A 20,191-nucleotide genomic window follows, 5' to 3' on the forward strand; every position below is an offset into this window, starting at 1 on the left:
GTATTACACTTGTTCCGAAGGATTATGTCGTAAGCTCTGCTACTTAAATGCCCAATGCGGGGATATGGAGTATTGCGACGAAGGTGTCTGCCAACCTGCAGACCTTCCGGTGGCTCCGGCTGGCCTGACAATTCGCAAAGGTAATAGCCAGGTGATCTTATCTTGGCAGAAAGTTGCGCACACCGATTCATATAATCTGTATTGGGCAACTAAGTCGGGCGTTAGCACTACTAGTCACAAAATAACCGATGTAAACTCGCCTTATACACATAAGTCACTCACTAATGGCACCACGTATTACTACCGGCTCGCAGCGATTAACGTAGCTGGCGAGAGTTCGCTTTCGCCAGAATCCTCGGCTACGCCAGAAGCCGGAACCAGCGACGTACTATCCGCTCCTACGGGCCTTATCGCTAAAAGCGGCCTTGGTAAAATAACTCTTACCTGGAACACCGTCTCGGGGGCGAATTCGTACAACCTATATTGGTCTAAGACAGCCGGAGTAACAACGAGCGCTAACCAGATTGCTGGCGTTACCTTGCCTTATGTACACAGCTCGCTTGACCCTGGTGTCACGTATTTCTACGCAGTCTCGGCAGTTAATTCGACCGCAGAGAGCGCCCTATCTGCAGAAGCCTCAGCCATACCGTTTGCTGACCCAGTCTACAATATGCAGGCCGTTGCTGGTAACGGTAAGGTGACTATCTCTTGGGACCCTGTTACATGGGCTTTGGGCTACAATATTTACTACTCCACCACGCCCACTATCGGGCCGGCGAGCGACCGGTTTGGTAATGTGAATTCGCCCTATGAGCACACACCATTGCCCAATGGAACAACATATTACTACGCAATGACTGCCTATGACGCCAATGGCGAAGCTGCGATGTCGCCCGTGGTTTTTGCGACGCCTATGTTACCAGCACCTAGCGGAGTCACCGCAACAGGGCAAAGTCGGCAAACCACCATCAGTTGGGATGCAGTCTCGGGTGCGGTAACGTACAATTTGTACTGGTCGACAGCATCTGGGGTAAGCAAAAGTTCGACCCAGATTGCTGATGTTACTTCACCCTTCATCCACCTGCCGCTAGTAAATGGCGTGCCCATTTACTATGCGATCACCGCAGTTGACGCGAACGTCGAGAGTTCGCTATCTCAAGAAGTTTCAGCCACACCCAACTTCAGCAACGATACTACCATACCACTTAGGGCCTCTGATTTCCAAGCGAATGACTACTTTGGTTACGCAGTGGCAGTTAGCGGCGAATACGTCGTTGTGGGCGCCTACTCTGAAGATGGTGGTAGCGGTGATCCTCGTCTTAATGCTGGGGCAGCCTATGTGTTTCATTACACCACCCCAGGCGGTTGGGATACGGGTACTAAGCTTGTGGCATCCGATGCTAAAGCCTACGACCAATTCGGCGTCTCTGTTGGTATCAGTGGCGATTATGTGATTATAGGCGCTCAAGGACAGGATAATGGCAACGCCAGTCAATCGTATGATCCTGGTGCGGCTTATGTCTTTCATCGCATTGACACCAACACCTGGGATACGGGCACTAAACTAACAGCGCCTGATCAGCAGCAGCAGGACATGTTTGGTAGTGCCGTAAGCATCGACGGCGAATATGCAATTGTTGGTGCCAAACTTGAGGACGGTGGTGCCGGCAATCCGACGCTCGATGCCGGTACGGCATACATTTTTCATCGCACGGGTGTAACCTCTTGGGACACCACAGTTGCCGGTGTCGCCAAGTTAATGGCAACAGATCCCGAACCTAGCGACAGCTTCGGTTTCGCCGTTGCACTTAGCGGCGAATACGCTATCGTAGGCGCCTACTCTGAAGACGGTGGTAGCAGTAATCCTCACATAAATGCGGGGGCAGCCTACGTGTTCCACCGCACTACCGCAAATGTTTGGGGTAGCGGGGTTAAGCTTGTCGCCGCTGATGCGCAGGCTAGTGACTTATTCGGGTATGCGGTGGCCATCAATGGAGAATACGCGGTCGTGGGTGCCTACCAGCAGGATGGTGATGGCTCTATAACCGATGCTGGTGCAGCATACGTATTTCGCCGTGTTTCTTTAACCGCTTGGGACGCGGGCACCAAACTGATGGCCTGGGACGCACAAGCGGGTGACAGATTCGGCAACGGAGTGGCTATTAGCGGCGACCGCCTGGTCGTCGGCGCGCCCAACGAAGACGGCAGCTCTGTAGATCCAAATTTCGACTCTGGCGCAGTGTATATCTTTAATCGTACTGGTGCCAATGCATGGACTGACAGCATTAAGCTAATGGCCCCCGATGCGCAAACTGCCGACCTCTTTGGCGCTGGGTTCCCGGGGATCAGCCAAGACTATGTGGTGGTGGGAGCGCGCAACGAAGATGGCGGTATGGGTGACCCTGCCCTCTCGGCGGGCGCGGTATACGTGTACTAATCAGCGCTATCGTAGATCAACGTCTTTCTTTTTTAGCCCGTTTGCGTGAATGCGCTGTATGGACTACGGATGGATTGGATCCCGTGGGATCCTTTATTTTCCGAGTTGGGTATCGCCGGTACCCAAATATTTGTGCTAGGCTCTCTGTGTTCTAGCGGGAATTTTTATGTTGCTTATCGAATCATCTAGTCAGAAATCGTACCTTTTGAGGAGGTTTGCCATGACAAGACTTATCCGCTGTCTTTTACTGTCATTTTTTGCTGCGGGTTTGTTGTTGCTAGCAACCGCCTCAACAGGTTACGCCCAAACCACCCTCAATATCTCGCACGATCGAACTCCACGACTGCCCGACCATTCTGGCGGTCTTAATCCGCGCATTCGCGAATCTCTAGAACTTGATCCTCAGGGGATCTGGGGTACGACACCAGTGGCTCGACGCATGTACGTTGGTGTTCCGGTCAAGCTCGACCTCGTCGCCCAAAACGCAGGGATTCCAGCTCAGCTCGAGGGCATTCAATGGACCATTGACGGAGCTACCGGCGCCTCTATTGTTGCGTATCGTGGTGCCACCATCCTCTCGAATAGAAGCGCTAGTGCCGGGTATCGCACCCTATGCAATCTCGACCAGTTAAATGCTAGCGATTTAAACCCACCAAACCCACCTTCGCCTTATGTGACTTCATCCATCACCGTCGTGTGGACAGAGCCAGGCACTTACAGGGCAAGCGTAACCGCAAGTGTCGATAGCAATGCACCACAGGGGGCTATAATTGAGTTTGATGTCCAGCGTTTACCCAAGGCCGAGATAATCTACGCAACCGGCTCGGGCGCTATGACTGGAGATCCAAGCGATAACCTCGACAATATTCTCGGCGAGTACTCTTATTGGTATTCTATCAGTGGCTCGCTTCCTGCAGAGGAGTTCCTTAGGTTCCACCGTGGTTTTATACAAAAAGCAAATTGCTGGCGATCTCTTTTCGGCTATCCTACGATCACACCCCTACTACCTGCACCAAGTTACGTCCCAGGCACCAATACGACTGGTGGCTGCGATTTAACCCGACCACAAGATTGTCACGCTGGTAGCACCAACGATGGCAACGGTATTGTCTTTCTCCCTCGAGATGCCACTAATAGCGCCAGTATTGCCCCATTACCGGGTCGCTTCACTAATGCAGGTGATGGCACTACAAGCCTTGCCGACTTCCCAGACCTCGACGCGCTGGCTGCTGACTTCATTAGCTATTACGACCTGCAGCGCGGCTTTATTGCCGCAAGCGGCGACCTGAATACCAATAACGCGGCTCCCGCCGACCCGCTATTCTGGCGCTTGGGCATGACGCTGACCAAGCTCTTTGAGTATTGGCAGTACCTTCAATTGGATGGCAACAGAATAGAAGTTAGGGTCAACAACACGATAGCCATAGGAATGAACGTCACTTTTCCAGATCCGAACTCCAACATCACTGCGGCGATGGACGGCACCATCGCAAACTGCTGGCCTATGTCAGGCTCATTCTTCCCAATCGGTACCACGACGGTTGACTGCACAGTACCAGACATTACCAGTCTTGACCCAGATTCTCCGGCCTACAACACCGGCAACACTATATCAGTACAGTTTGAAGTAAGTGTTCTCCCGCCAGATCCAACCCCGAGCACACCGGTTGATGTCTTCATCGTCCTAGATCTAACGGGTAGCTACCGTGATAACCTACCCACATTTCAGACCGAGATGCCGCAAATAATCGACGAGATGCAAGCGACTTATGGCAATATCCGCTTTGGGATCGCTTCGTTTCAGGACTATCCGATTGATAACTTTGGCTCAGCAGGTGCCGGTGATAAAGCGTACGAGCGCCTTATGGATCTAACCTATGATTTAGATGGGGTGAAGACGACAATCGCCGGATTAACCACCAGGAGCGGCTCCGATCTGCCCGAATCGCAACTAGCGGCACTTTATCAGGCTGCAACCGGCTATGGGCAAGATTTATCGGGGCTTGGCTATCCGGGTGCCAGTATCCCTTCGGGCCAAAGAGCTAATTTCAACGCCGGTGCTGCGAAGATCTTAATGCTATGGACCGACGCCCCATTTCATCAGCCTGGCGATGTTGGCGCATTCTCGGCAACTCCATATCCGGGACCATCACTTGAAATGACTGTTAATGCCATCAATGCTTTAGATCCACCGCGCGTCATCGGTATATCGAGCTACGATACGGCACTTCCAGATCTTAGGGCGCTAGCTTTAGCCACCGGTACGGTGGCACCAGCTGGTGGTGTCGATTGCGACAACGATGGTAAAATCGACATCCCCGCAGGTGAACCGATTGTGTGCTCCCTCGTTCCTGGTGCGGTGGGTGTTGGCAAGGCAATGATCGCAAGTGTTGACGCGGTGATGCAATCACCGATGGCAGAGGCTGGGCCACTTCAAGTTATTGAATCGACATCTCCAGACGGTACACTGGTTACCCTTGATGGTTCAGGTTCCAGCGATCCGCAGGGTGACGAATTGACTTACGCTTGGTCCGGCAATTTCGGTAGCGCCAGCGGCATGAATCCCAATGTGACCCTGCCACTCGGTCGCCATACGATTACACTAACTGTAAGCGACTCTTTGGGCAACAGCGCGTCCGACTCGGTGTTGATAATCGTGCGCGACTCGGTCGCCCCGGTGTTGGTGGCACCTGAGAAACCAGCCTGCTTGCGTACCGTACGCCACAAGCGCGTGGTACTCCGCCTCGGGCGTGACTTTATTGCCAGCGATAACGGCGATGCCTCCCCAGAGCTATCTATAACTGACGCTGAAAGTGATCGCGTTCATAAAGATTGGCATCATCATTGCGATAAGCATTCTCATCATGGACATCATGGGCGTTGCGGGCATTGCGGGCATTGCGGGCATCACGAACATCATGGACATTGCTGCTGCGATAGAGATCCGGATGTTATTGTCTTTGCTGACCGGATCTGCATCGCAGATATAGACAAGGCCAAGGTAACCGTGCAGCTCGATGCCACCGACAATTTCGGCAACGAGAGTTCGCTAACCTCCAAGATCTTCGTTAGCCAAGGCCAGCACTGGCCGTGGTTTCATCACAAGGGACGTGGCAAGCATCATCATCACTGCAAGTTCATAAAACCCGTGGAGGTAGTTGACGAGGACGATCCGATCTGTAAGCCATAATCGGCAGATTAGCTCTCTACCGATCGCTATCAGGCTATTTATAACGAACGTTTTTATAACTTTTAAGGAAATCTATGGTATACTTATTGATCGCAGGGCGATGTAGACCGCAATAGACGGAGCGCCGATAATCGGCGAGTAATACCAAATGCGCGCCTGTACATTTATACTGCTACTTCATGGCGTCTATTCGCTGTCTTGCAACAGCGACAAGGCTGTCAACACCGAGCATGCTGATAACATTATTATCAATGACTCGGAGTCGAATGACTCATCTGAAGGAAGCAGTCCAAATAAAAATGAGGGTACCGACAATACCTACTCCAATAACAATTCCGGTAACGATCCCGGTAACGATCCCGGCGGCGACCCCGGCGGCGACCCAACCGGTTCGAAGGTATACTTGCAGATGGCTGTCGGCAGCCTTCATACGTGTGGTGTCCGCACCGACGGTAGTCTCTGGTGCTGGGGAGCAAACATTAATGGTGCACTAGGCATCGGCGATGATATCGTTCCTCGCAGTTTTCCTGCAAGGGTAGGCTTAGCCAACGACTGGGTGCATTTAACTGCAGGCAACTCGCATACATGCAGCACGAGTAAGAGCAGTAGCTTGTGGTGTTGGGGGTATAACGGTGGTATATATCCACTTCATTTCTCGACTATCAACAGCACTGTACCCATCGAGGTAGATCTTGAGGCGAATTTCGGGGCGAAATGGGTGACACCATTCGCCAGTGAGCACACCTGTGCTATTCAGAAAGACAAAAGTCTGTGGTGTTGGGGTCTAAACGTGTCCGGCCAACTGGGGGATGACACTTACGAAGACAAAGATTTTCCTACCCAAGAGATTACTCATGCAAGTTGGAAGACGGCAGCAACCGGCAATCGGCATACCTGCGGTATCCAAAATGATGGCTCACTTTGGTGCTGGGGCAGCAATGTAGACGGCCAAACAGGTCTTGCAATGGGTATAGCCAAATCAACACCTACCCGTCTCGGCAAAGACAGCAACTGGTTGATGGTAAGCGCTGGCTACCAACATACTTGCAGTATCCAAAACGATGGCTCACTTTGGTGCTGGGGCCGTAACGACTACGGGCAACTCGGCGATGGCACAAACGAACCAACGCAAAGTCTAAGACAAATCGCTGCCGAGACCACCTGGAAATCGGTCGCTGCTGGCCGGTGGCATAGTTGCGCTATTGCCACCGACGCCAGCTTGTGGTGCTGGGGCTACAACGACAAGGGACAGCTTGGGGACAATTCGACAATTGAGCGCAACGTACCAACTCGCGTCGCTAGCAACACCGATTGGTTATTAGTTGGTTGTGGACTACGCCACACCTGCGCCATGAGCACTGATGGACAGGTATTTTGCTGGGGAGCGCGCGATATGGGGCAGCTCGGCGACGGACAGGTAGCTTACACGATGACTCCCCAGCGTATCGGTAACGAAGGCAACTGGGTGCAAGTCGTAACCACGGATAATAGCGCCTGCGCCACGCGAACGGACGGTAGCCTATGGTGCTGGGGCTACAATGGCACAGGCCAGCTCGGCGACCCAACGAAAATGCTCCGACAGGAGCCCACTCGCGTGGGTGACGCTTTAGATTGGGATAAGATTAGCATTGGCGCAGTCACGACTTGTGGCACTCGGCTAAATAGTGAACTCTGGTGTTGGGGTGACAATAAAAACGGCCAACTCGGTGACGGAACTACCGATGACCGTGCTACGCTGTTTTTAGTAGGAGACGACTGGAGTAACGTGGACGTCGGCAGTAAGCATGTCTGCGCCCTGAGATCAGATGCCAGCTTGTGGTGTTGGGGCAAGAACGATAACGGACAACTTGGAATTGGCACTGCGGGAGCCGGTACGGATGAGAGTTCTCCGGTTCTCACCGATGGCAACATGTTGTGGCTCACCATTACTGCGGGCGCGCGTCATACTTGCGGTATCCAAATAGATGGTACGCTTTGGTGTTGGGGTGCTAACGACTACGGCCAGCTCGGCGACGGTACAACAAACGAGTACAACGTTCCTCATCAATCGAGCAATACCGCTGACTGGCTCACTGTAATTGCTGGCCAGGAACACACGTGTGGGGTGCGCAATGACGGCACGTTATGGTGCTGGGGACGAAATGACTCGGCCCAAATTGGAGATGGAACCTACGGCACCAACCGTAACCTTCCTACCCAGGTGTTCGACAGTGACTGGGCAAATGTGTTTCCAGGCTCAAGTTCGACATGCGCAACAAAGCAAGACGGTAAGTTGTGGTGCTGGGGATACAACGGCTCGGGTCAACTTGGCGATGGAACAACGAACCAGCACATTATTCCCAATCCTGTTGCTACTGACAGCGATTGGCTTAGCGCCGCACCTGGTGCGCGACACACCTGCGCTATAAAGAGTGACGGCAGTCTCTGGTGCTGGGGTTTGAACAACATGGGCCAGCTCGGCGATGGAAAAGCTTGGAGCACCCAGCCCGTAGCTGTAGCTCCCTAGAAAAATACTCAGTATATGTAACAGCACAGGCAATAATTTGATTCGAGATACTTGTTCATCTATTTCTCGCTAATGCCAACGACAAAGATCATCATATAAAAAAAGTCTTACACATTTGATCTTCATGACCATAGGTCAGCAATTTTCCAGATGAGGTTGGCAAAATAGTTGTGGTCAGGTGCGATCACGGCGTTCATTGCTTTCTCTTATCTTGCTTGGGTTTGTCCTGACTCGCGATGTCTTCAACGCAGACCCAGGGTTCAGGAATCTTCTACCCTTAATAAAAAGCGCCCAGCTTTCTACTCTGTTGGGTGAACTCCCCTGCAATTCAGCGCGAACCTAGCGCCAACAATGAAAACGATCAAGAATAGATGCACTTTCGTCTATGGTCTGTCGCGTCTTGCTATAATCACTTCAAGCGGCAACTGCTATATAGTTTGCATAAGGCCCTAAAGATCAGTATTTGATGACTTGTGCTACCGCAAAAATAGCCAAGGAGTGCATGAACCATGAATGCAAAAGAACTAAATGATTTGGTGAGGCGCGGCGAAGATAGCCGCACTCAATTCAAACAAGACATTACTAATTCAGAATCACTCGGTGGCGATCTTGTTGCGTTTTCTAATAGCAAGGGTGGGACGATATTAGTCGGAGTTAATGACCAAGGTTCAGTGAAAGGTCTTCAAACCGAGGACATTCGAAGGATCAATCAACTTCTTTCTAACACCGCAACAAATGGTGTGCGGCCATCCATCAATGTTGAGACTGAGAATGTCAATGTTGACAATGCCATTGTCATGGTAGTCACGGTTTTTGAGGGCGTGTCAAAGCCCTATGCCGACAACAAGGGCATCATTTGGGTGAAGTCTGGTGCGGATAAGCGCAAAGTGACCGCACGTGAAGAAATTCAGAGGATGTTTCAATCCCTTGGTCTTGTTTATGCTGATGAGGTTCCAATTGCTGACACGAGCCCTGCGGATATTGATGTGGAACATTTTCGTGCGTTTTTTGAAAAACAATACAACGAGCCACTGGATACAACGCCTGAGTCTTTGAAGAGAACACTTGAAAATATTGGGTTGGCAAAAGATGGAGTCTTGAATTTGGCAAGTGTTCTTCTCTTTGGCCGCAATCCACAGCGTTATCGGCCAGTGTTTGTGGTGAAGGCTGTATCATTTGTGGGAAATGAGCCTACCGGCAATAAATATCGTGACAGTGAGGATATCGAAGGCTGTCTAAAAAACCTGCATACACACACAATGTCTTTTCTTACGCGTAATCTTAGGCATGTCCAGGGAAACAAAGGTGTAAATACTCAAGGTGATCTTGAAGTGCAACCCCAGGCGTTAGAAGAGCTTGTAGTGAACATGCTGCTTCACCGCGATTATTTTATTTCAACTCCGTGGCGTGTCTTTATTTTTGATAATCGCATAGAACTGATTAGCCCTGGATGCCTACCGAACAATCTTTCGGTTGAGCACATACGGTATGGTGTCTCAAATATGCGAAACCCACTCATCGCATCATTTGCCACCAAGGAATTACCATATCGTGGGATAGGCACAGGCATTCGACGTGCTTTGGCTGCTGCGCCAGAGTTGAGTTTGCTTTCAGACCATGATCGAAATGTATTTATTGCGACGATACCAAGAAAAGAAAACTAATGATTGGCACCGAAATAAACTAAGCGGGGATCTTTAATTACTTCTACTCAGTAGACTTTTTATCACTATCAGCGGCTTTTTCAGCATCAGCAGGTTTCTTATCATCTGCCGCATCTGCAGCTTTGTTTTCATTGGCTGATTCAGTAGTTGTAGCTTTTTTATCTGCATCAGCGCTGGCGCCCGTAGCAGCGTCATCAGCTTTGGCGTCTTTAGTTGTGGCACTAGTGGTGCTATCTTTAGTAGCGGCAGCGTTACTTTTTTCTTGCTCTTTTGCTTTTGCACTAGCCTCAAGATTAGCTTTTGCTTCAGCCGCAGCTTTTGCGCTGGCAGCCACAACCGAATGCTGGCGCGAACTCATCATTGATAAAATTAATGATGTTAAAAAGAAAATGATAGCTGAAACTGAGGTGATTCGACTCATAAAACTGCTAGCACCACGACCACCAAATATCTGAGAGCTAGCACCACCTAAGGCTGCTCCCATGCCGCCGCCACGGCCAGATTGCAATAAAATAAAAATGCAAAGTAATACTGCAACGACAACATGAATAATTGTAAGCAAAGTCTGCATAATTACATTTCTTACTGGTAGGCTTAAGTTGACTGGTGCGGCAGGGGAGACTCGAACTCCCACGATATTTCTACCGCCAGCCCCTCAAGCTGGTGCGTCTACCAATTCCGCCACTGCCGCGTTAAACCCGGAATAGCCATCTGGTACCGGGCTAGGCGGGCGAAATAGCAGTCATTTGCATTAAATGTCAACGCGCAAGCTAAATCTACTTAAAAAAATTAGCCATTGTTTTACCCCTCAACGACGCAGATTAGATCCTTGAATTATCTATCAAAATTAGATAAACAGCTATAAAAATACAGCAAAGCAAGAATAAATCAAACAAACTCTAAATACTCATTATCACTGGTATAATCAGCGGTCGACGGTCAAATTCGCGCCTTATTAAGCGCCGTAAAGTCAATCGCACTTCATTAGACCGTGTTGCTTGATCAGCGTGAGGTTCAAGGTTGCTTAATGCTTCTTTAACCTCAGCAGTTGCTTGAAATACTAATGCCTGACTATCATCTTCTTGCATTAAACCGCGCGTAACTACATGCGGCCCTGCGGCAATACTACCGTTTTCATCAATAACTACGATGCAAAGCACTATTCCGGTTTCGGCAAGCATACGCCGGTCACGCAAAACCGTCTCACCAACCTCGCCCACTCGCTTACTATCAACATAAACAAAACCAGCAGTTATAGATTCACCTCGATACGCTATAACTTTACGACCCTTTTGAGTAAACTCAATGGGCTCACCATCTTCTAAAATAAATACGTTTTCGGCTGCCACCCCACATGAACGAGCTAATTCTGCATGACGACATAAATGCCGATATTCACCATGTACCGGAATAAAATATTGCGGGCGACACCATTGCAACATCGCCTTTTGTTCATCATAAAAAGCATGCCCAGAAGCATGAACACCGATGGTGCGGTCATCAATTACTTCAGCACCACGTCGATAAAGATTATTAACCACTGCAGCAACCGCACGATCGTTACCGGGAATACGCCTTGAAGATAAAATAACTCGATCTCCTGGTTCAATGTTTATATCAGCATGGCGCGCATTAGCTATGCGCGATAATGAACTATATGGTTCACCCTGACTGCCACCGGCTAAAACCGTTACTCCTGAGCGTGGTAATAAAGAAAAATCGGCTGGCTTTAATAAGGTATCAGAGTTTACTTTTAAATAACCTTGCTCAATAGCAATTTGCACATTTTGCTCAATACTGCGACCAGCTAACACTACTTTACGACCAGCAGCTTGCGATGCATTAATAATTGAACATAAACGAAAAATATTAGAAGCGAATGTTGTAGCAATTACTCTAAAGGGCGCATCGCGAATAATATCAGCTAAATTTCGCTCAACTAGTTTTTCACCATAAGTATGCCCAACTCTTTCAATGTTAGTCGAATCAGATAACAACGCTAAAACACCGGCATCACCAAAAGCTCGCAAAGCATCAATATCGGTATGACGATTATCAAGCGGTTCGTTATCTATTTTAAAATCACCAGTATGGATAACCAAACCTGTTTTGGTCTTTATCGCTAGAGAAAAGGCACCGGGAATCGAATGCGTAACCGCAATTGGGGTTATGGCAATATCACCAAAGCTAATAGTTTCAAGTTCATTGAGTATATTTAAGCAAGGTTTACATTCTGGAAATTCAATAAGTTTGGCGGCAACTAACGCCAAAGTAAAACGAGAACCATAAATTGGCACACCTAATTGGTGCCATACATAGGGTATGGCACCAATATGATCCTCGTGGCCGTGGGTAAGTACAACCCCACATAATTTTTTAATGCGTTCGGTCACATAAGAAATATCAGGAATAACATAATCTACACCTGGCTGGTATTCATTGGGAAATAACAAACCGCAATCAATAAGCACCATTGCAGTGCTAGTCTCGATGGCCATCATATTGCCACCGATGTGCCCTAGCCCGCCTAAAGAAACTATACGTAACATATTTTAACTAATTACATACTTCTCTCGCAATTACGAGTAATCGGGGGTATTCTTTACTCGTGGGTTATCTCAACCCAGTATTTTGTGATCTGCCAGGGCTCTTAAAGCCTCGTAGAATCAGGGGGATCGCGATGGCGCAATCCTTGCTTTCTGATGATGTTGGTATGATCCATCAACTTCCAGTTTTAGTTGTTGACGATGAAGAAGAGGTTTTGAAAGCCATACGTCGCACAGTTGAATATGAAGGATGGCCGGTAAAAACAGCCAGCAGCCCAGAAGAGGCGCTTAAACTTATCGAAGATAACGAATTCTCAGTAGTAGTCTCTGACTATCGTATGCCAAAAATCGATGGCGTTGAATTTCTGGTTCGTGTACGCGAAAAATGGCCAGAAACCGAGCGCATACTATTAACCGCCTATGCCGACGAAGGTGCTCTCGAACGTGGTATTAATGATGCTGGCATCAGTAGGTTTATGCGCAAACCTTGGAAACGTGAAGTGCTTGTTTCTGTGTTACGCCAGGCGATTAACCACTGTCGCATCCGCAAAGAGCATGCGATCTTATTAGAGCGTGTACGTAATCGTAATGAAGAACTAGTATATCTTAATCAGCGCCTGCAAAATCAAGTTGAAGCAAGTGATAAAGCTATTATGAGTTTTCGCAGGCGTTGGGATGTCGCTCTTAACGCCATTTTAGATGCCATTATTATCATTAGTGCTGATATGCACATTGAAGGCGCTAATGATGCCGCTGCAACTATAGCCAATCAAACTGCCGAAGAACTCGAAGGGCAACTTTGTCATGAAGCGCTTTTTCAAAATATCGAACCTTGCAAAGAATGCCCTTTAACCAGCGGCGCTTCACGATTAACTATGCATCGGAATAATCGTAATTACTTTATGGATGCTCGTGCTTATAAACTGCCGGGAGTACCAATCTCTCATCTTTGCACTTATCGTGATATCACCCGTGAAGTCGCTTTTGAAAACGAAGCCGCACAAATGGAAAAACTTGCAGCAGTCGGTAGACTCGCTGGTGGGATTGCCCACGAAATAAATAATCCACTGCACGGTATTTTAAGTTTTGTGCAGCTCGCACAAAAACCAGGAGTAGTAGCAGAGAAATTGTCTCGCTATCACGAAATAATTTATGAGTGTGCAATTCGTTGTCGTGATACGGTGCAGAGCTTAAAAAGTTTTGCTCGTCAGCCGCAACCAGCTGAACAATATATTATCGACCCTGTAGAAGTCACTAAAAAGGCACTAATTCTTTTTCATGGCAATAATATTACAATAGATACTGAGTATATCTCGACTGCAGTACGTTGTCGTGCTAACGCTAATCAATTGCAGCAAGTATTGGTTAACCTGGTGCAAAACGCCATTGATGCAAGTCCTAAAGACGGTAAGGTAAAAGTGGTGGTAACCGTTGATGGCGGTGATGTTCTTTTATCGGTAACTGATCAAGGCAAAGGAATAACTGATGATTTGCGTGAGCGTATTTTTGAACCATTTTTTACCACCAAACCAGAAGGTGTAGGTACTGGTCTTGGGCTTGCCATCTCGCATGGCATTATGAGTGACCATCATGGCTCAATAAAAGTTGAAAACACCGAAGAAGGTGGTGCGTGCTTTGAAGTACGTCTACCTCTAGCACAAGATGTAGCAACGACTTGATGAGGGCTACTAATGGCTATATCTAAAGATCTGCCACGGATTGTAGTAGTTGATGATGAACGCGTAATTTTAGAATCATGGAAAGAAATTCTCGGTGACCAATACGAGGTTGTACTTTTTTCAGATGCAGTGGCTGCGCGCACATATTTTGAAGATAACGAGATTGACGTAGCTCTCTTAGATATTCGCATGCCTGGTATCGATGGTTTAACCCTACTTAATGATTTACGACGCTTGCAACCCGATACTGAGGTTATTGTAATTACCGGTCATGGTACTATTCAAACCGCCGTGTTGGCTATTCAATCCGGTGCTTATGATTTTCTTTGTAAACCTATTGAAGATCTTGATATCGCCGTACGCCGTGTTGATGGCGCCGTCGAACGCCGCCGCATGCGTCTGCTTAATAATACCTTGCGTAAACGTCTTGATGCTTTAAGCCCTTCAACAACAATGATAGGTGGAAGTCGCGCTCTGCATCGCGTTCGAGATCTAATCAATCAAATTGCCGATTCTACTGCACCAGTATTGATATGTGGGGAAAGTGGTACGGGTAAAGAATTAGCAGCGCGCGCTTTACATTCACAATCAAACCGTAGTAATGCCCCATTTGTGGCAGTCAATTGTGGCGCTATGACCGAAACACTTATTGATAGTGAATTATTCGGCCATGAACGCGGAGCTTTTACTGGCGCAATTGCCAGCCATCGTGGTTTATTTGAAGCAGCTAATACCGGCGTGCTCTTTCTCGATGAAATTGGTGATATCCCTATGCAAACACAAGTTCGTTTGCTGCGCGTTTTACAAGAAAACGAAGTGCGCCCAGTTGGTGCGGTAAAAAGCCGCAGCGTAAATGTCAGAGTAATAGCTGCTACCAACATCGATCTTGAACGTGCCATACATGAAGGGCGATTTCGCGAAGATTTATTTTATCGAATTTCCACTTTTCGTATGGAATTGCCGCCACTTCGAGAACGTCGTGAAGATATCCCACTTATTGCGCAATTTTTACTCGATAAAATTGCCCAAAAAAGCAACCTTGATGTGCATGGCTTCACTGACGAAGCACTGGCTGCTTTAGTAAAATACAGCTGGCAAGGCAATGTTCGCGAACTCAATAATGCCATTGAACATGCAGCTACCTTATGCAATTCTGATCGTATTGATGTAGCAGATTTACCATCCTTCGTTTCAGCCGGCGGCAGCCATACTAAACGACGCGCAACCATAGTTGCTGATTCGCCCACTATTGGCTCAGTTTCTAGCGCCCCATATAGCACTGCGCGGGCGCGATTGCTCGAAGATTTTGAACAACGATATCTTGCTGATTTATTAGCTACCACTGATGGTAATCTTTCTGAAGCGGCGCGTCGTTCTGGTATCGACCGTTCAAACCTTAGACGTATGCTAAAACGCTATCATATAAGTGCTCATGGATTTAAAAATGACATTGAGGGATAAAAAATGTAACTAAAAGTGTGCAATAAAAACATGATTATGACATATATTAACCACTTGCTTTTGGTAAACACTATGAATTAACCAAGAGATAATCGTTAAGTATACAAAGGTCGTATTACAATGGTTAATACATTAATTATAAACTCGAATCATACTGAAGTACGTTTAGCAGTACTTAAAAATGGGACACCAGTTGAACTGCATGTTGAACGCCGTGCTGATCGCCAGGTAGTTGGTAATGTATACCGCGGTCGCGTAGTACGGGTCTTGCCCGGAATGCAAGCCGCCTTTGTAGACATTGGTATTGAACGTACTGGTTTTCTTTATGTTAATGACGCAATACCTCGTCCGGCTATCCTTGCAAATAGTGACGAAAATGACATTGCAGTGGATCCTGACGATGAAGAAGATACCGACGACACGGCAAACACCGTAGACCTTACTGATACTAGTGAGATCTACCGTTCAGGCAAAACGTTTACGCCGCAACGGCGAGGTTTTAGACAAGCGCCTTTAGCCAACATCGCTGAGGTATTAAAAACTGGGCAAGAAATACTAGTGCAGGTACAAAAAGAGCCTTTAGGACAAAAAGGTGCTCGTTTAACTCGTCACATTGCGCTGCCTGGTCGTTATTTAGTGCTGATGCCCTTTACTGATCATGTTGGTGTTTCTCATCGTATCGCCGAACCTGTTGAAAGAGAAAGACTGCGTGATATTTTAGCCTCAGAACAACATAATGGTATAGGTTTTATAGTACGAACGGTTGCTGAAGAAGTCGATGAAATCGTTTTACGTCGCGAAGCAAAAATGCTGATGCAGTTGTGGGCTAACATTGAAAAACGTGGTGCTAGTGGGCCGGTACCCAGCTTAATTTTTGAAGACTTCGACTTAGTCTTACGAGCCGCACGTGATTTTTTCAGTGAAGAAGTTGAAAAAATAATTTGCGATTCTGCAGAAGATCATAAACGCATCAGCGATTTTATGAAAAAACTCTATCCTGATATTGAATCTCGTTTAGAGGTTTATCGCGGTCGCTTACCAATTTTTGATCATTATGGAGTCGAAATTGAAATTGCTCGCGCTTTAGATCGTAGAGTTTGGCTTAAAAGTGGTGGTTACATTATCATTGATCAAGCCGAAGCGCTAACGGCTATCGACGTAAATTCTGGCCGTTTTGTTGGCAAAAGTAGCCTCGAAGATACCATTACCCAAATCAATCTCGAAGCCGTTAAAGAAATAGCATATCAATTAAGGTTACGTAATATTGGCGGTATTATCATCATCGACTTTATTGATATGACTAGCGCTGATAATCGTGAACAAGTTCTTAATGCCTTGGCGCTTGCTCTTGAACAAGACCGCGCTAAAACAGCTATTGTACGTATGAGTGAAATCGGCCTTATTGAAATGACGCGCAAACGAGTACGTGACAGTCTTGGCAATATACTTACTGAAGATTGCCCCTATTGCAAAGGTCGCGGGTTTGTTAAAAGTCTAGCAACTGTGGCGCATGAATTATTGCGTGCTATTGTACGCATATTAGTAACTTCACCTAGTAGGCGTGTACATGTTAGCATGAGTTCGTCAATGGCTGCTTATCTTTATGCTGCGACCACCGCAGAAATTGAACAGATTGAAACGACTTATAATACTCAGATCATTCCAGTAGCACGTGATAGTTTTCATCGCGAACACTACGAAATTGTCACTGATTAGGTATGCTTGCAGGTATAAATTTCCCTATCGTTTTAATGTATAAAAATGGCTTACATTAAAAAATTATGTCATGAGCAGCAACATGCTTGATCATTTAACCAAAAGTCAGAAGTCGCTATATTATGCTTTACTTTTAAACTTTATTACCATTGGTATTTCAGTAACGATCTTTGGCGCAACTCTACCACAAATTATCGATGGTTTTCATTGGAATACTCTCATTGTTGGTTTTCTTATGGCGGTAAGCGCTTTAGGAAGTTTTCTCGCTTCTGTGGCATGTGGCCATCTCATGCAGCGTTTCAGCAATAAATTGCTGCTCGTTATTGGCCTTTCAATACTTAGTGGCAGTCTAATACTGTTTGGCAAATGGCCAGCAATAGCCATTAACACACTTATGCTATTTCTGCTGGGCGCCGGTACTGGTATCGCTGAAGTGATCACTAATACCGTTGTAGTTCGCATGGAAAAACCAGGTGAAAGTCGCTTAATGAATTTTATGCATGCCGGTTTTTGTATCGGTGCGGCATGTGGTCCTTTTGCAATTGGTATTCTCACTAAAATAAGCGTTTCTTTTAGCAGTTTTTTCTCTGGTGCCGGAGTCATGGTATTTGGCATTTGTATTTTAGTTTTATTACAAACCTTCGCGCAACCTAGCGCGACCAATTCAGGATCAGATTCAAAATCAAATGATGATGGCAAATTGCCGTGGCATCATCCACTTTTTTGGGCGTTAATTATTGCGATGTTTCTCTATGTCGGAGTTGAACTAACATATAATGGATGGATTGCCGAATTTGCTGCTCGTTATCGTGATTTTACTAATTCTCAAGCCGCCTGGATGGTATCACTATTTTGGATCGGTCTTTTGGCGGGCCGATTATTACTCTCTTTTGTAATTAAACCTAGACGTCAAAATTTAACCTTAGCTTTATTAGCTTCAGCAAGTGTCGTTTTTTATACCGCCACAGTTTTTCTAACCTCACCAAGCGCTTTAGGCCCGCTATACACCTGGGCATGTGTTTTTCTCACCGGCTTGTTTTTCTCAGGATGTTATCCGATTATAGTTAGTATTCTAGGCGAAGAATATCAAGGCAACTCAACTGCGATCGGTATTTGCACTTCAGCAGCATCACTTGGAGCACTCATTTTTCCATTTGCTACTGGGGCTATCGCATCAGCAATAAGTTTGCCTACCACTATACTTATGATCGCTGGTGTTGATGCCGGGCTAGCAATGACTGCGATCTTAATTACTTTATCACGCCGATATCGTCCTAACAGATAACGCATCAAAATCACTACTGAAATAGGGACCAATGCTCAAGAAATAGAGTTTGGCTAGTGACATATACATACTAGATAAAATTTGTGGCTATAAACAATCTTAAACTGTCAAAAATGGGAAATCTCACCTTTTTTTGTTTTGGTTAATCATAATATTTGTCTTTACATGTTATGGGTGCGTCTAATATTTAAACGCCAACTCTTGTGCTTTTAAAAATACTAACTATATGTTTTGCACTGCTAAATGGATTTGCAAGAACTAGAAGCATTACGGCGAAATCATCCAGGTTGGCGTCTGTTGGCCGCTGATCATGCACCATTAATTATTAGTTTTTTATACCGTAGTTTTATTCTGCCAAACATTCGCACCATAAAAGAAGAAGAGTTAACATCTAAGCTTGATGATTATTTATTTCATCTACGTGAAATAAATGGTGATATTATTTATCCGCGATCTGCCTCAGAGTACCTTAATGATTGGACAACTGCTAATCGAGGATGGTTACGCAAATATTATCCAATTGACAGTGATGAAGTTCATTTTGATCTTACCCCCGCTACTGAGAAAACTATTGAGTGGTTAGCGAGTTTACAACATCGACCATTTGTTGGTACCGAATCACGTCTACGTATGGTTTTTGATTTATTACGTCAATTAATCGAAGGCACCAAAACAGATCCTAAAGAACGACTTGCAGATCTAAAACGTCGTCAAGAGCAATTAGTAACAGAGATACAACGAGTTCATGACGGTCACATCGATATGATGGACGAGATACAAGTTAAAGATAGCTTTTTGCAAATGGCCAACACTGCTCGTGGATTACTTTCAGATTTTCGCGAAGTAGAGCAAAACTTTCGTGATCTCGATCGTTCTCTACGTGAGCATATTGCTACTTGGGAGGGCAATAAGGGTGATTTACTTGATCAAATTTTTGGCGAACATGATGCGATTAGTGATTCTGATCAAGGCCGTAGCTTTCGTGCTTTTTGGGATTTTTTAATGTCGCCAGCACGACAAGAAGAACTCTCAAAGCTACTTGAGCAAGCCTTTGCACTCAAACCGGTACGTTCACTTACCCCTGACCCACGACTTTTACGCGTTCATTTTGATTGGCTCGAAGCTGGCGAAGTAACTCAACGTACAGTTGCAAAATTATCATCTGAGTTACGTCGTTTTCTTGATGATAAGGTATGGCTAGAAAACCGACGCATTATGCAAATCATTCGCGATATTGAACATCATGCGCTTGCGCTACGTAATTGTCCGCCATCAGGTAATTTTATTGAACTTGATGCGCAAACACCTGCTGTCAAGTTGGCAATGGAACAGCCACTTTTTTCGATACCCTTTAAACCACATATTACTGAGCAAATTATTTTAAAGGGTGAAGGCGTTATTGACGATAGACTTTTTGATCATACTTATGTAAATCATACCGAGCTGCAAAAACGTATTCGTCGTGTTTTACAAACACGTAACCAAATTTCATTAGCTCAACTTACTGAGTTATATCCGCTTGAGCATGGCCTTAGTGAGCTAGTTACATATCTTGGTTTGGCTTCTAATGATAGCTCAGCAATTATTGATGATAAAGTTAAAGAGACTATCGTATGGCATGATAACGATGAGCATGATAGCGGTGACGGCTTACAACTAAAGCGGCAAGCAACCTTACCGCTTGTAATCTTTAGTCGATAAATCAGA

General features: G+C 46.4%; 11 protein-coding genes and 1 tRNA gene. 9 read left to right on the plus strand and 3 right to left on the minus strand.

Features of this window, described 5'->3' with window-relative positions; genetic code table 11:
• Window positions 1–109 precede the first annotated feature (109 nt).
• The 4 genes from JW841_11350 to JW841_11365 all read left to right on the plus strand — a co-directional run bounded on the left by JW841_11350 (window position 110) and on the right by JW841_11365 (window position 9,797).
• A complete protein-coding gene (locus tag JW841_11350) occupies window positions 110–2,437 on the plus strand; it encodes a fibronectin type III domain-containing protein (GenBank protein MBN1961533.1) in 2,328 nt (775 codons plus the stop codon).
• Window positions 2,438–2,657: 220 nt separating this feature from the next.
• The gene (locus JW841_11355) at window positions 2,658–5,627 is read left to right on the plus strand and encodes a hypothetical protein (GenBank protein ID MBN1961534.1); all 2,970 of its coding nucleotides are present in this window, start codon (window positions 2,658–2,660) and stop codon (window positions 5,625–5,627) included.
• A gap of 148 nt (window positions 5,628–5,775) precedes the next feature.
• Entirely contained in the window at window positions 5,776–8,133 is a 2,358-nt protein-coding gene (locus JW841_11360) for a chromosome condensation regulator RCC1 (GenBank protein ID MBN1961535.1), read from the plus strand.
• A gap of 509 nt (window positions 8,134–8,642) precedes the next feature.
• Window positions 8,643–9,797 (plus strand): putative DNA binding domain-containing protein, encoded by a 1,155-nt coding sequence (locus JW841_11365; GenBank protein MBN1961536.1) that lies wholly within the window; start codon window positions 8,643–8,645, stop codon window positions 9,795–9,797.
• A 43-nt stretch (window positions 9,798–9,840) separates the two neighbouring features.
• On the opposite strand, the gene secG is transcribed toward JW841_11365, so the two are convergent.
• The 3 genes from secG to JW841_11380 form a co-directional block, all read right to left on the minus strand.
• Window positions 9,841–10,431, minus strand: coding sequence for a preprotein translocase subunit SecG (gene secG / locus JW841_11370; GenBank protein MBN1961537.1), 591 nt, complete (start codon window positions 10,429–10,431; stop codon window positions 9,841–9,843).
• Window positions 10,402–10,488: transfer RNA gene (locus JW841_11375), tRNA-Leu, on the minus strand. Before JW841_11375 ends, secG begins: the two co-directional genes overlap by 30 nt.
• 208 nt (window positions 10,489–10,696) lie before the next feature.
• Window positions 10,697–12,346 (minus strand): ribonuclease J, encoded by a 1,650-nt coding sequence (locus tag JW841_11380; GenBank protein MBN1961538.1) that lies wholly within the window; start codon window positions 12,344–12,346, stop codon window positions 10,697–10,699.
• A gap of 131 nt (window positions 12,347–12,477) precedes the next feature.
• Between JW841_11380 and JW841_11385 the strand changes: the two genes are divergently transcribed.
• The 5 genes from JW841_11385 to JW841_11405 all read left to right on the plus strand — a co-directional run bounded on the left by JW841_11385 (window position 12,478) and on the right by JW841_11405 (window position 20,185).
• On the plus strand, window positions 12,478–14,022 hold the full coding sequence (locus tag JW841_11385) for a response regulator (protein MBN1961539.1): 1,545 nt from the start codon (window positions 12,478–12,480) through the stop codon (window positions 14,020–14,022).
• Between the two features lie 12 nt (window positions 14,023–14,034).
• Window positions 14,035–15,483 carry a sigma-54-dependent Fis family transcriptional regulator gene (locus JW841_11390; GenBank protein MBN1961540.1) on the plus strand — a complete coding sequence of 483 codons (1,449 nt, stop codon included), beginning with the start codon at window positions 14,035–14,037 and terminating at the stop codon, window positions 15,481–15,483.
• A gap of 120 nt (window positions 15,484–15,603) precedes the next feature.
• Entirely contained in the window at window positions 15,604–17,199 is a 1,596-nt protein-coding gene (locus JW841_11395) for an Rne/Rng family ribonuclease (GenBank protein MBN1961541.1), read from the plus strand.
• Between the two features lie 82 nt (window positions 17,200–17,281).
• Window positions 17,282–18,484 (plus strand): MFS transporter, encoded by a 1,203-nt coding sequence (locus JW841_11400; GenBank protein MBN1961542.1) that lies wholly within the window; start codon window positions 17,282–17,284, stop codon window positions 18,482–18,484.
• Between the two features lie 243 nt (window positions 18,485–18,727).
• Window positions 18,728–20,185, plus strand: coding sequence for a DUF3375 domain-containing protein (locus tag JW841_11405; protein MBN1961543.1), 1,458 nt, complete (start codon window positions 18,728–18,730; stop codon window positions 20,183–20,185).
• Window positions 20,186–20,191 lie beyond the last annotated feature (6 nt).

This window comes from Deltaproteobacteria bacterium, assembly GCA_016931625.1.
Classification (GTDB): Bacteria; Myxococcota; XYA12-FULL-58-9; order XYA12-FULL-58-9; family JAFGEK01; genus JAFGEK01.

Excerpts from the sequence above, each read along its gene's own strand:
- JW841_11355 (MBN1961534.1), top strand. The coding sequence starts at position 2,658 with ATGACAAGACTTATCCGCTGTCTTTTACTGTCATTTTTTGCTGCGGGT.
- JW841_11360 (MBN1961535.1), top strand. The coding sequence starts at position 5,776 with ATGCGCGCCTGTACATTTATACTGCTACTTCATGGCGTCTATTCGCTG.
- JW841_11365 (MBN1961536.1), top strand. The coding sequence starts at position 8,643 with ATGAATGCAAAAGAACTAAATGATTTGGTGAGGCGCGGCGAAGATAGC.
- JW841_11380 (MBN1961538.1), bottom strand. The coding sequence starts at position 12,346 with ATGTTACGTATAGTTTCTTTAGGCGGGCTAGGGCACATCGGTGGCAAT.
- JW841_11385 (MBN1961539.1), top strand. The coding sequence starts at position 12,478 with ATGGCGCAATCCTTGCTTTCTGATGATGTTGGTATGATCCATCAACTT.
- JW841_11390 (MBN1961540.1), top strand. The coding sequence starts at position 14,035 with ATGGCTATATCTAAAGATCTGCCACGGATTGTAGTAGTTGATGATGAA.
- JW841_11395 (MBN1961541.1), top strand. The coding sequence starts at position 15,604 with ATGGTTAATACATTAATTATAAACTCGAATCATACTGAAGTACGTTTA.
- JW841_11400 (MBN1961542.1), top strand. The coding sequence starts at position 17,282 with ATGCTTGATCATTTAACCAAAAGTCAGAAGTCGCTATATTATGCTTTA.
- JW841_11405 (MBN1961543.1), top strand. The coding sequence starts at position 18,728 with ATGGATTTGCAAGAACTAGAAGCATTACGGCGAAATCATCCAGGTTGG.